This window comes from Campylobacter sp. CNRCH_2015_1657 (assembly GCF_025772685.1).
GTDB classification, from domain to species: Bacteria; Campylobacterota; Campylobacteria; order Campylobacterales; family Campylobacteraceae; genus Campylobacter_D; species Campylobacter_D lari_D.
Window position 1 is genome coordinate 24,620 of sequence record NZ_JAKMSO010000011.1, and the last position, 11,668, is coordinate 36,287.

The window sequence follows — 11,668 nt, forward strand, 5'->3', positions numbered from 1 at the left end:
TTGCTGTTTTAATAAAATCAAATAAATTGAAGGTGTAAAAAATGAAAAAAGTTATTTTTATGTTTTGTTTAGCTTTGGGTTTTAGTGCTTGTGCACTAGATCAAAGAGGTGTGAATCCAAATCAGACTCAAGCAGCAAATTCTGATGTTGTGGTTCAAAAAGTTGATAAAGATGATGTGCGTAACATCATTAGAGAAGAAAAAATGCTTGCAAATGATACAAGTACAGACAATGATTTAACTTTTACAGCGGTGGGTGAGGGTATTGCTCCTTTAAATACGGTTTCAGTTGGTCAAGCTTTGGCTTTAGCTAAAAGAGCGGCAATTACCGATGCTTATAGACAATTAGCAAGTAAGTTGTATGGTGTCAGAGTTAATGGTAAAGATACAGTAAAAGATGCAATGCTTAAAAGCTCAACTATTACAGCGCAGGTAAATGGTTTGATTAAAAATGCAAGTGTTGTAGATCAAGACTTTAAAGATGGTCTTTATAGAGTAAATGTAGAACTTAAAATTGATGCTGACAAGTGGAAAGAATTGTTTGCTTATTAATCCTCATAATTTTTAATGCTACTGCCCAAGATGAATTTATATTTTGGGCAGAACTTTCTAATAAAAATTTTATTCTTTATCATCAAAATGAAACTATTTCTATGGCTATGACTAAAAGTAAAAATAAAAATTTAGAATATGCTTGTGAGTTAGCATATACACCAAGTGATTTGAAATCTTTAATACGCAATGATTTTGGTATGGTGGCTGAAGAAAAGATGACAAAGCTAGATAAATTTAACTTTTTAAATGCTCACAAAAATGATTTAATTGATTGCTTTTTTAACTCAAAAATAGATGTAAAAGACTTTGTAAAAAGTGAACAAGCAAGTGCGCAAAGTGAAACTTATGTGAGAATTTTGCCACTAAGATTTATAGTTGAATTTCACGATAATAGTGCCTTTGTATATTATCTTAAATAAATACAAAGCTTGCTTTTATAAAAATCAAGTTAAAATACTTAAAAAAATATTAAGAGTAAAAGATGTATAAAAGTATCCCTCGTTATTTGTTATTTAAATATCTGCGTTTTGATAAAGATCAACCCTTTATTATGCTTTCAAAAATTTTAGCCTTTTTAGGTGTAAGTATAGGACTTTGTGTGCTTTTAGTTGCAATGGCTATTATGAATGGCTTTGATAAAGAATTTGAGAGAAAACTTTTTACTATGAATTATCCTATCACTATATTACCGCGTTTTGGAGCAAATGTAGATGATAAATTATTACAAGAATTAAGAAGCAAATTTCCAAATTTATTATTTAGCCCTTATATTACTACTCAGGTTATAGCAAGAAATGATTTAAAATTGGAAGGCGGTATGCTTTTTGGAGTTAATTTTGAAGATGAAAAAAAGATCAATGAGGTAGTAGCTCAAGCTTTAAAAGATAAAAAATTAGATAATTTTGATATTTTAATTGGTAAGGGCTTAAAAGATGAATTTGGACTTGATTATAATGAAAAAATTACCTTAATTTTTTCCAATCTTAATGCAAGCGGATTTTCGCTTATTCCAAAAGTTAAAAGATTTGATGTTATGGCTGATTTTTCTTCAGGTTTGTTAGCTTATGATAAAGCTTATATGTATACAGATGTAAAAGCTTTAGCTAAGATTTTGTCATATCCCCAAGGAAGTTATGATGGGGTACATGTATATTCAAATAAGCCTTTTGAGGATATTAAACAAATTGAAGCTTTCTTGGGTGCAAGATATGCTAGTATAGGTTGGTGGGAGCAAAATGGAAATTTCTTTGCAGCATTAGCTTTAGAAAAAAGAGCTTTGTTTATAGTATTGATGTTGATTATTTTGGTCGCAAGTTTAAATATAGTAAGTTCTTTATTAATGATAGTAATGAATCGTCGTAGTGAGATAGCTTTGTTGCTTTCTTTAGGAGCTAGTAAGTTAGAGATTAAAAAAACATTTTTTTCTTTAGGATTTTTGATAGGTGGAAGTGGTATCGTAGCAGGTGTGATACTTGCAGCTATTGCTTTGTGGGTACTTGGAAATTTTGACATTATTTCTTTACCAAGTGATGTTTATGGTATGAGTAAGCTACCTTTGGAGCTTTCTTTTGTTGATTTTTGTACTACGATTTTTGGTGCTATTATGATTGTAAGCTTGTCTTCTTATTATCCTGCTAAAAAAGCAACACAAGTAGATATTTTAGATACTTTAAGAAACGAATAAATTGAAAAATTTATTCGTTTAAGAATTTTTGAATTTCATTGAAAAAGTTTTCATAACTGATATCTTTAATGGTTTTAATAAATTTTCCATTCTCATCAATCAAATAAAATTCGCCACTATGTGCTATAGAATATCCCATAGCAGAATCTTTAAGATTGATTTTTTCATATACTACGCCATAATTTTTAGTAACTTTTTCTAATTCTTTTTCATCTTTAGCAACTAATGCAGTTGAATTTGGGTAAAAATACTTAACCCATTGGCTAGTTTGAGTTAAGTTGCTATCTCTTGCTGGATCTAGTGAGATAAATATCACATGAGCTTTTTCTTTATTTGGCATTTTTTCTAAAACATTAGCAATCAAGGCAAGCTCACTAGGACAGACATCAGGACAATATGTATAGCCAAAATATACAATTAGTTTTTTACCGATAAAATCTTTTAGACTAAGTATGCCTTTTTCAGAATTTAAGTGAAAATTGTATTTGTTGTTTTCAAAATACTGCACAGATATAAAAAATACTCCAAAAATTACCACAATTAATAAAAAAATATTTATTTTTTTCATATTTTATCTCTTTACATCAAAGTCAAAATAAAAACCTAGTGGAGTTTCATCATCAAAAAGCTCTATTCTAAAACGCATTATATCTAGCGTGCAAGAACTTAAAACTAATTTAGCATGATAAGTATTGTTTATTTTTTTAAATTGTGGAACAATATCTCCCATATACATATTAAGTCCATAAACCCTAGCATTAAGTTTTTTAAACTCACCTAAATTGGTAATATTTAAATCAAGCTCATTTAATGTAGTAATAGGCTTTGGATTTAAATTTACTAAGACTTTTTTATCCTTAAAATTGTATTCACATTCTTGAATGTTTAGATCACATGTTAGAGGTGTTAAAGTGGTAATTAATTCTCTCTTTTTTCCGGTATTTGATGAATTGATGTAAAAATAAGCCCCGCATATAGCAAAGACTATAGCTAAGGCAAAGACAAGTAGATTTTTCATTATTTTTTAATGCTTCTTGACTTGATATCTTTTAGTTCAATTGTACTATTATCATCAAAATAAAGAGTTAGATTGGCCTTTGTTTGCGGTGTGATATTTTCTTTGAGATTTAGTATCATAATGTGCATCCCACCAGGTTTAAGTTCAGTGCTTGAATTAGCTTTTATTGTGATTTGAGGAATTTGAACCATCATTTTTTTACCATCTTTCATAATATGATCATGAATTTCAGCTGTATCGCTTAATGAACTTTGAGCTTTTATGAGTTTAATATCTTTGTTTGAGTTGTTTTTAAGTTCTAAAAAAAATGCCGTTGTTTTAGAATTAGGTGGAGTTTGTCTTACATAAGGATCATTTATAGTAATTTGATTTGAAAAAGCAAAAGTGCTTAATATGGCTAAACTAAGTAATTTTTTCATTATTTTTCCTTTTTTTGTTTTTGGTTATTTGTAAACATTATACACGGAAAAAATTAAAAATATATTTATTGTAAAAATATTATAATTAGCTCTTTGTTGTTTTAATTTTTAATAGAAAGGTGAAAATTGTTTAAAATTATATTAGCATTGTTTAGTTTGGCTGTGTTTGCAAATGCAAATAATCTTGCAAAAATTTATCTAAACGAAGGTATTGATGCAGTTGAAAGGGTATTGGAACAAGAGTTAAGTAAAAAAGATTTTTGGCTTGATGAGATAAAAGACAAAAATATTAGTTTAGGATATTATGAGGAAAATGTTGCAATAGTTTTAACAAATAAAAGTGATAAAATTATTAGAGTTTATCACTACAATGATGGAAAAGTAGAAAAGAAATTTATCCAAAGGGATGTTTTAACAGGTTTAGCTGGAGATAAAGAAGTAGAAGGAGATTTAAAAACTCCAATAGGTTTTTACGAACTTGGAAAGAAATTTTATCCTGGTGATCCATATTATGGCCCATTTGCATTTGCAACAACTTACCCAAATGTTTTAGATAAAACTTTGGGTAAAACAGGTGGTGGTATTTGGATTCATGGCTATCCTTTAGATGGAACACGCTTGGATACTTATAAAACTAGAGGTTGTATTGCTGTGCATAATGATTTATTGGAAGATTTTAATAAATTAGTAGCTGATAGAAAATCTTATGCAATGACAGAAGAGAAAAATAAAGTAAGAGCAACTCATGATGAAATAGCGATTTTACTAGCTAATTTATTTGCCTGGAAAGATAGTTGGCAAAAAAGTGATATAAATAAATATTTATCTTTTTATGATAAAAAAATTTTTAAACATAATAATAAATCCACTTATGAGCAATTTGCAAAAAATAAAGAAAGAATTTTTGCAAAGAGAGAAAAAAAGAGCATTAAATTTTCAGATCTTAGCATAAGTCCTTATCCAAATGATAAAAATGAGAAAATTTTTAGAATAGGATTTTATGAAGACTATCGTAGCACTAACTATAAATTCAAAGGAGAAAAAGTCCTTTATGTTAAGCTAGTTGAAGATAAAATGCAAATTTTAGCTGAACAATAATGGCATATATAAAAATTGATCGTTTGGCTTATGAGTATAATCTTGACTTAATAGCCTCTAAAGCAGGAGGTTATCAAAAAGTAATATGTGTTTTTAAAGATAATGCTTATGGACATGGAGCTAAGCTTTTAGCTCCTATAGCTAGAGCAAAAGGTATAAATTTTATAGCGGTAAAAAATGAAGCTGAAGCAAAAGAGCTTGAAGATATTTTTGATAATATCTTAATTTTATCCCATCATCCACATGGCAATGAAAGTGAAAAATTTATTTATGCTTTAAATGATAAAAATGATATTAAAAAATTCAAGCAAAATATAAAAATTCATTTAGTTGTAGATACAAATATGCATAGAAATGGAATTATACCTGAAGAAATTCAAGAAATGATACAAGAACTACAAAGCAATAATTTAATACTTCATGGAGTGATGATGCACTTTGCAGGAAGTGATGAAATAGATGCTAGTTATTTTGTGCAAAAACAAAAATTTAAACAAGCTAAAGAGCTAATATATACTTTGCTTTGTGATGAAGCTAAAAAGCTTATATTTCATTCACATAATTCTGAAGCATTATTTAGAGCAAGCGAGCTTGGGTGCGATGAGTATTGTAGAGTAGGGCTTGTGCAATTTGGCTATGCACATTTTAATAAAGACTTACGCAAAGTTTTAAGTTTATGGGCTGAAAAATTAAGCCAAAGAGTGTTAAAAAAAGGTCAAAGTGTTGGTTATGGTGGTGTATATAATGCAAAAGAAGATCTTGAAATAGCAACTTATGATTTAGGTTATGCAGATGGGCTTTTGCGTTATGATGGAAAACAAGATTTTTTTCTTCCTAATGGTAAGAAATTGCTTGGAAAAATGTCTATGGATAGTTTTTCTTGTGAGAATGATGAAGATGAAATTTGTGTTTTAAATGATGCAAATATTATGGCTAGTTTTTTTAATACTATCAACTATGAAATTTTAGTCAAACTTTCTCCAAATTTGAAAAGAATTTTAGTTTAAGATAAAAAGTGTTAATATATCTAAAGAAAGGGCAAATATGGCATTTTTAAATTGGGCTATTTTAATTTTATTTTTATTTATAGTATTTTTATTGATAAATCGTTACGAGAGAAAAATAAAAATTTTATATAAAAATATTGAAATCTTGAAAAACGAGTGTAAAAAAAATAGTGAAAATATAGAAAAAAATAGAATTTTAATAGAAAAAAATAGATCAAATATCGAAGATATAAAAATTCAAGATTAATTTTTATCTTGAAGTATTTTTGCTATCAATTCTAATGGATGTAAAAAATGCGTGGAGGATTTTTCATGCTCTAATGCATTTGAAATTTGCATTCTACAAGCTGAACATTCTGCACTGATAATCTCCACATTGCTTTTTTGTATATTTTGAGCTTTTCTTATACCAACTTGCAAAGCTTTTTCATAGTGATCAGTTTGCATACTAACACCGCCAAAACCACAGCATTCATTTGAGTTAATAAGTTCTTTGAAAGTATAGTTTTGTTTAAGCAAGGCTCTAGGTTCTTTAAAAACACCTTGCATTTTTCTTGCATGACAAGGATCGTGGTATGCAATTTTTGTCTTTAATTTTTTCTTTGTTTTTAAAAGCTCTTCTAGTTTAGTATATTCATAAAAATATTTTGTTGCAAGTAGTATTTTACTAGAAATATTTTTAGCTCTTATAGCCCATTCTTCATCTTTTTGCATGTGGAAAAAATGTTCATAGTCTATATTAATCATCGTAGAACAGGTTGCTTCGGGGATAATGATATAATCTAGAGTTTTTAATTTTTCTTCAAAATAAACGATATTTTTTTTAGCTAAAATTTCTACACTTTTAAAATCTCCAGTAAAATAATGAGGAGCACCGCAACAAGATTGATCTTTTAGTAAATCTACATTGATTTTAAGATGTTTACAAATTTCAAGTAAAGCAAAGCCCGTATTTGTATAAGAGTAATTTGACAAGCAGCCTATAAAAAGTCCTATGGTTTTTTCACCTTGATTATTTATGAAATCAGGATTAGAAGCTAGAAAGCTTTTGTTAGCTAAAGAAGGAAGCAAACGATCTTTTTTAATTAAAGGTAGGTTAAATTTAGCTTTCATTCCCAAATTTTTATGTTGTAAACTAAAAGCACAGCTTTGGAAAACATAACCAAATCTTGCTAAAATATCTAGAATTTTTCTGCGTCTTAGAAAAAAGAAAGCAAGTTTTTTGTACCAAGCAATGCCAAATTTTTGTGCTATATCGTAACGCACTTTTTCAATAGCACTATCCACTCTTAAATGGCTTGGACAAACTTCAACGCAATTTGTACACAAAAAACATGATTCAAATATTTTTTTAAGATTTTTATCAAGCTCTAGTTCTTGGTTTTCATAAGCACTGATTAAATCTAAAAAGCCACGAGGGGAAGTACTCTCATCACGATTTATTTCATGTATGGTGCAAACTGGTATGCATTTTCCACATTTTACGCAAGCATTAGAAATTTCATTAACATTTAACATATTAAACCGTTTTAGAGAAAACTTTTTTATCTTCGCTAATGCGTTTTAAATATTTATCAAAACACATAGCAATATTACGGATTAAAAGTACTCCTGTTTCATTAACTTTGATATGAGTTTTATCTATGTTGATAAATTCATTAAGTTTTTGGAGTTCTTCTAAATCTTGCTTAAAATATTCAAAAAAATCAATCTTAAATTTACTTTCAATATTTTTTATATTAAGAGCAAAATTACTCATAAGTTCCATAATAACAGCTTTTCTTAGTTCATCATCATCATCAAGCATGATACCTTTTTCGCAAGGCAATCGACCTTCATCGATAGCCTTTTCGTAGCTTGGCATATCTTTGAAATTTTGCATATAGTGTCTTTTACCTTCGCCTATACTTGTTAGGCCAATCCCGATTAAATCGGTTCCGCCTTTTGTAGTATAGCCTTGAAAATTTCTATGCAAACTACCATTTTCTAAGGCTTTAAAAAGTTCATCTTGTGGTTTTGCAAAATGATCCATTCCTATCATTTTATAACCATTTTGAGTTAAAAATTTTTCACAATATTCTAAAATTTGAAGTTTTACATCAGGGCTTGGTAGAGTGTTTTCGTCAAATTTTCTCATATTTTTTTTAAGCCAAGGCACATGTGCATAATTAAAAATAGCAAAGCGATCGGGATTAATCAGCAGTGCTTTTTCTAAAGTTTGCTTAAAACTTTCTAGACTTTGATAAGGAAGGCCATAAATTAAATCCATATTTACTGAATTTATCCCTTTTTTTCTTACCATATCTACTGCATTTTTGGTAAGTTCAAAAGGTTGAATTCTATGAATTTCCTTTTGAACCTTTTCGTTAAAATCTTGCACACCAAAACTAATACGGTTGAAGCCATTTTGAATTAAAACATCAGCTTGTTCTTCATTTAAGAATCTAGGATCAATTTCACAACTTACTTCACTATCTTGGGTAAAATTTGGAAAAATGCTTTTTATTTTAAAAATCAAACTTTGCAATTGTTTAGCAGAAAAAAAAGTAGGTGTACCACCACCAAAATGCATTTGAGCTACTTCTCTTTGTGTGTCAATGGTATTTGTTAAAAGATCAAGTTCTTTAAAAAGATAATTTAAATACCTTTCTTTACTTTCTTCTTTTGCGGTATATATTACATTACAACCGCAAAAATAACAAGCACTCCTGCAAAAAGGCAAATGAAAATATAAAGATAATTGTGCTGTTTGTTGTTTTAAAATTTTTATATAGTCTTCATATTTAAAATGGGTGTTAAATTCTACTGCAGTAGGATAAGAAGTGTATCTAGGTCCTGCTTTGGAGTATTTAACAAAATTTTTATAATCTCTCATTTTTTGCCTTTTTGCATCATTTCTTTCATGTTTATAAATAAGTTAGGATGTTTTGTATGAATATTGCTGATTAATTGATCTAAATCAATATTAACTTCTTTTATACCTTTGGAAACTTGATGTTTAATCTCATCCATTGCGACTGTCCATACATCATTAAAGTCAATAGGAATTTGTTGATAGATAGCCTTTTCTAGTTTAAGTTCAAAATTATCCTTTTGTATCTTTTTGGCACTTTGTAAAAACTCAATCAGAGTTTTTACAGAAAACATAGTTTTAACTTCATCATTTTCATCTACTATAAACCATGGTTCGGGTGCTAAATTATGGCCATTTTTTAGACTTAACTTTTTTTCTTTATCGTTAATGTGGGTTAGATGAAATATAGTTTGATTGTGTTTTTCTATGCCCAAATGATTAGATAATTCATTGATTACATCTTGAGAGCTTTTTTTGCTTAGACTATTCAATCTCACTCCTTATTTGTTAATAATTTTGCAATTTCTTTTGCATGATAAGTTATGATAAGCTTAGCTCCAGCTCTTTTAAAAGCAAGCATAGTTTCAAGCACTATTTTTTCATAGTCAACCACACCTGCTTTTTGACCTGCTTTTAGCAAAGCATATTCCCCGCTTACATTATACACACAAAGTGGAAGTTTAGAATGATTTGCTATATCTTTTACTACATCTAAATATGCAAGTGCTGGTTTTACCATTAAGATGTCAGCACCTTGTTTTTCATCTTCTAAGCTCTCACATAAGGCTTCTTTACCATTGGCAAAATCCATTTGATAGGTTTTTCTATCTCCATAACTTGGTGCAGAATCAGCCACATCTCTAAAAGGCCCATAATAGGCTGAAGCAAATTTAGTAGAATAAGCCATAATAGGTAAATTTTCAAAACCATTTTCATCTAAAGTTTTTCTTAAAGTTTCAATAATACCATCCATCATGCCGCTTGGTGCTATCATATCTGCACCGTTTTTAGCATGAATTAGAGCTTGTTTGGCTGAAATTTCTAAAGTTAAATCATTATCTACGCTTTTACTTTTTGGATCAATAATACCACAATGCCCATGATCAGTATACTCACAAAAACAAAGATCGGTAATTACTACCAAATCAGGAAATTTTGCTTTAATAGCTCTTAGACTTGTAGCAATCAAGCCATCATCGCTTAATGCATCACTTCCACAACTATCTTTTTTGGAACTTTCTAACACGCCAAATAAAATAATCGCTTTAATACCAAGATTAATTAACTCCTCACATTCTTTTAAAATTTCATCTAAGCTCATTTGAAACACACCTGGCATAGACGTGATTTCATTTTTAATATTAGCACCATTGATAACAAAAAGTGGATAGATTAAATCATCTAAATTTAAGGTATTTTCTTTTACTAAGCTTCTAATATTCTCATTAAGTCTTAATCTTCTAAAGCGTTTAAACATAAATTTCCTTTTTGTTTGTTAAAATTGTTTAAATTCTAGCATATTTTTTATAAAAAAGGTAAAGTAAAATAATGACTATTCAAATTTCTGAAATAGCAAAACTCCCTACTCGTTTTGGGGAATTTAATATACAAAGTTTTAAAGAAAATGATAAAGAACATCTTTGTATTTTTAAAGGAAAATTGGAAAAAGAAGTTAATATTAGAATCCATTCAGAATGTTTAACAGGGGATGTTTTGGGAAGTTTAAAGTGTGATTGTGGAGAACAGCTTGATTTTTCTTTAAAATACATTCAAGAGCATGGTGGTATGGTAATTTATCTAAGGCAAGAAGGAAGAGGTATAGGACTTTTTAATAAAATTAATGCTTATGCTTTGCAAGATAAGGGTTTTAATACCATAGAAGCAAATCATCAATTAGGTTTTAAGGCAGATGAGCGTAGTTATGAAATAGTAGAATTTATACTTAAGCATTATAAGATTTCTAAAATTAACCTTTTAACTAATAATCCTGAAAAACTAAATTCATTAAAAGAAAAAATTAATTTAAGAGTGCCTATTTTAATAAAAGCAAATCGTTTTAATAAAGATTATTTAGAAATTAAATATACACAAATGGGACATTTAAATTGAAAAAATACGAAGAGCAATTAAATTTTTTAAAAAATTTTGCAAATAAAGATGATTTTTTTAAAAAAATCACGCTCTATAAAGAGTTGTTAGAAAAATTTAATGCTGTGCATAATTTAACTCATTTTGAAAATATAGATGAAAATATTATTGATAGTGTTAAAATTTTAGATTTTTATGATTTGAGTAATAAAAAAAAGATCATTGATATTGGAAGCGGGGCTGGTTTTCCTGCATTATTTTTAGCTTGTATTTTGCAAAATAATGAATTTTTTCTTTTTGAGCCTAGCGCTAAAAAGGCTTCATTTTTAAGGGTGGTTAAAACTGAACTTAATTTGATAAATGTAAATATCATAAAAGAAAAATTACAAAACTATCCACCTTTTAAAGTAGATTTAATTACTTCAAGAGCTTTGATGGATGTAAAACCTTTGGTAGAAATTTCAAATGGTTTTTATGATAAAAATACTTTATTTTTGCTTTATAAAGGAAGTGAAGTTTATGATGAATTGCAAGAATTGAAAGATTATCAAATTTTTAATCAAGGCTTTAGGAATTATTGTCTTTTAAAGATAAAGGAAAAATTATGTTAATTTTTGGACATCCTTTGGTAAATATGCAAAAATTTAGTCATTATGAAAATATTTTTATCAAAACAAATGTAAATTGTTTTAACTATAATGAACAAAATATAAAAAGTGCAAAAGAGGAAAAAATAGATTTTGCTATATATGCCAAGAATGAGGAAGAAATTTTACTTTCTAATGCACTAGGAGCAAAATATATTTTAATAGAAGATGAGAGATTAGCAAAAATTGCCTCAAAAATGGCTGAGTTTTATATGTTTGACTCTAAAATTTTATTTTTACTTGATGTTTTAGATAATAATTTAAAAAAAGCTTATGAGTTAAGCGTTGATGGAGTTTGT

The 11,668-nt window shown here is 28.2% G+C and carries 15 protein-coding genes and 1 pseudogene; 9 read left to right on the forward strand and 7 right to left on the reverse strand.

Features of this window, described 5'->3' with window-relative positions; translation table 11 throughout:
* The first annotated feature begins 41 nt into the window (after positions 1 to 41).
* The 3 genes from L8X27_RS07220 (at position 42) to L8X27_RS07230 (ending at position 2,238) form a co-directional block, all read left to right on the forward strand.
* Entirely contained in the window at positions 42 to 551 is a 510-nt protein-coding gene (locus L8X27_RS07220; RefSeq protein ID WP_133319811.1) for an LPP20 family lipoprotein, read from the forward strand.
* The gene (locus L8X27_RS07225) at positions 527 to 973 is read left to right on the forward strand and encodes a hypothetical protein (RefSeq protein ID WP_133319812.1); all 447 of its coding nucleotides are present in this window, start codon (positions 527 to 529) and stop codon (positions 971 to 973) included. Before L8X27_RS07220 ends, L8X27_RS07225 begins: the two co-directional genes overlap by 25 nt.
* A gap of 62 nt (positions 974 to 1,035) precedes the next feature.
* Positions 1,036 to 2,238 (forward strand): ABC transporter permease, encoded by a 1,203-nt coding sequence (locus L8X27_RS07230; protein ID WP_263671718.1) that lies wholly within the window; start codon positions 1,036 to 1,038, stop codon positions 2,236 to 2,238.
* Positions 2,239 to 2,248: 10 nt separating this feature from the next.
* Here the strand turns inward: L8X27_RS07230 and L8X27_RS07235 are convergent, their stop codons facing one another.
* The 3 genes from L8X27_RS07235 to L8X27_RS07245 are packed head-to-tail and all read right to left on the reverse strand — an operon-like array spanning position 2,249 to position 3,675.
* On the reverse strand, positions 2,249 to 2,806 hold the full coding sequence (locus L8X27_RS07235; RefSeq protein WP_133319814.1) for an SCO family protein: 558 nt from the start codon (positions 2,804 to 2,806) through the stop codon (positions 2,249 to 2,251).
* A 3-nt stretch (positions 2,807 to 2,809) separates the two neighbouring features.
* A complete protein-coding gene (locus tag L8X27_RS07240) occupies positions 2,810 to 3,256 on the reverse strand; it encodes a hypothetical protein (protein ID WP_263671717.1) in 447 nt (148 codons plus the stop codon).
* Positions 3,256 to 3,675, reverse strand: coding sequence for a copper chaperone PCu(A)C (locus L8X27_RS07245; RefSeq protein WP_133319816.1), 420 nt, complete (start codon positions 3,673 to 3,675; stop codon positions 3,256 to 3,258). The genes L8X27_RS07240 and L8X27_RS07245 overlap by 1 nt, the downstream gene beginning before the upstream one ends.
* A gap of 126 nt (positions 3,676 to 3,801) precedes the next feature.
* On the opposite strand from L8X27_RS07245, the gene L8X27_RS07250 reads away from it, so the two are divergent.
* From L8X27_RS07250 to L8X27_RS07260, 3 genes are read left to right on the forward strand one after another with little or no spacing between them, the layout of a single operon-like run.
* Positions 3,802 to 4,773, forward strand: a complete 972-nt coding sequence (locus L8X27_RS07250) for a L,D-transpeptidase family protein (RefSeq protein WP_133319817.1) — start codon at positions 3,802 to 3,804, stop codon at positions 4,771 to 4,773.
* Positions 4,773 to 5,780, forward strand: a complete 1,008-nt coding sequence (locus tag L8X27_RS07255; protein ID WP_263671716.1) for an alanine racemase — start codon at positions 4,773 to 4,775, stop codon at positions 5,778 to 5,780. Before L8X27_RS07250 ends, L8X27_RS07255 begins: the two co-directional genes overlap by 1 nt.
* 37 nt (positions 5,781 to 5,817) lie before the next feature.
* Positions 5,818 to 6,027, forward strand: a complete 210-nt coding sequence (locus L8X27_RS07260) for a hypothetical protein (protein ID WP_133319819.1) — start codon at positions 5,818 to 5,820, stop codon at positions 6,025 to 6,027.
* Here L8X27_RS07260 and L8X27_RS07265 read toward each other — a convergent pair.
* From L8X27_RS07265 to hemB, 4 genes and pseudogenes are all read right to left on the reverse strand, one after another.
* Complete coding sequence (locus L8X27_RS07265; RefSeq protein ID WP_263671714.1) at positions 6,024 to 7,298, reverse strand: (Fe-S)-binding protein; 1,275 nt, start codon at positions 7,296 to 7,298, stop codon at positions 6,024 to 6,026. The two genes, L8X27_RS07260 and L8X27_RS07265, sit on opposite strands and share 4 nt — an antisense overlap.
* A 1-nt stretch (position 7,299) precedes the next feature.
* The gene (gene hemN, locus L8X27_RS07270; protein WP_263659633.1) at positions 7,300 to 8,655 is read right to left on the reverse strand and encodes an oxygen-independent coproporphyrinogen III oxidase; all 1,356 of its coding nucleotides are present in this window, start codon (positions 8,653 to 8,655) and stop codon (positions 7,300 to 7,302) included.
* A pseudogene (locus L8X27_RS07275) lies at positions 8,642 to 9,125 on the reverse strand (DUF2603 domain-containing protein). The gene hemN and the pseudogene L8X27_RS07275 overlap by 14 nt, the downstream one beginning before the upstream one ends.
* 2 nt (positions 9,126 to 9,127) lie before the next feature.
* Complete coding sequence (gene hemB / locus L8X27_RS07280; protein WP_263671713.1) at positions 9,128 to 10,111, reverse strand: porphobilinogen synthase; 984 nt, start codon at positions 10,109 to 10,111, stop codon at positions 9,128 to 9,130.
* 71 nt (positions 10,112 to 10,182) lie between these two features.
* Here hemB and ribA point away from each other — a divergent pair, with 71 nt between their 5' ends.
* The 3 genes from ribA to L8X27_RS07295 all read left to right on the forward strand — a co-directional run.
* Complete coding sequence (gene ribA, locus L8X27_RS07285; RefSeq protein WP_220567283.1) at positions 10,183 to 10,743, forward strand: GTP cyclohydrolase II; 561 nt, start codon at positions 10,183 to 10,185, stop codon at positions 10,741 to 10,743.
* On the forward strand, positions 10,740 to 11,333 hold the full coding sequence (rsmG, locus tag L8X27_RS07290; protein WP_263671711.1) for a 16S rRNA (guanine(527)-N(7))-methyltransferase RsmG: 594 nt from the start codon (positions 10,740 to 10,742) through the stop codon (positions 11,331 to 11,333). Before ribA ends, rsmG begins: the two co-directional genes overlap by 4 nt.
* Positions 11,327 to 11,668: hypothetical protein (locus L8X27_RS07295; protein WP_263671709.1), on the forward strand; the 342-nt coding region annotated here is incomplete at its 3' end. The genes rsmG and L8X27_RS07295, both read left to right, overlap by 7 nt.

Bases quoted from the DNA above. Each gene is read 5' to 3' on its own strand.
- L8X27_RS07230 (WP_263671718.1), top strand. From the start codon at position 1,036: ATGTATAAAAGTATCCCTCGTTATTTGTTATTTAAATATCTGCGTTTT.
- L8X27_RS07245 (WP_133319816.1), bottom strand. From the start codon at position 3,675: ATGAAAAAATTACTTAGTTTAGCCATATTAAGCACTTTTGCTTTTTCA.
- ribA (WP_220567283.1), top strand. From the start codon at position 10,183: ATGACTATTCAAATTTCTGAAATAGCAAAACTCCCTACTCGTTTTGGG.
- hemB (WP_263671713.1), bottom strand. From the start codon at position 10,111: ATGTTTAAACGCTTTAGAAGATTAAGACTTAATGAGAATATTAGAAGC.
- hemN (WP_263659633.1), bottom strand. From the start codon at position 8,655: ATGAGAGATTATAAAAATTTTGTTAAATACTCCAAAGCAGGACCTAGA.
- L8X27_RS07235 (WP_133319814.1), bottom strand. From the start codon at position 2,806: ATGAAAAAAATAAATATTTTTTTATTAATTGTGGTAATTTTTGGAGTA.
- L8X27_RS07220 (WP_133319811.1), top strand. From the start codon at position 42: ATGAAAAAAGTTATTTTTATGTTTTGTTTAGCTTTGGGTTTTAGTGCT.
- L8X27_RS07260 (WP_133319819.1), top strand. From the start codon at position 5,818: ATGGCATTTTTAAATTGGGCTATTTTAATTTTATTTTTATTTATAGTA.
- L8X27_RS07240 (WP_263671717.1), bottom strand. From the start codon at position 3,256: ATGAAAAATCTACTTGTCTTTGCCTTAGCTATAGTCTTTGCTATATGC.
- L8X27_RS07265 (WP_263671714.1), bottom strand. From the start codon at position 7,298: ATGTTAAATGTTAATGAAATTTCTAATGCTTGCGTAAAATGTGGAAAA.
- L8X27_RS07255 (WP_263671716.1), top strand. From the start codon at position 4,773: ATGGCATATATAAAAATTGATCGTTTGGCTTATGAGTATAATCTTGAC.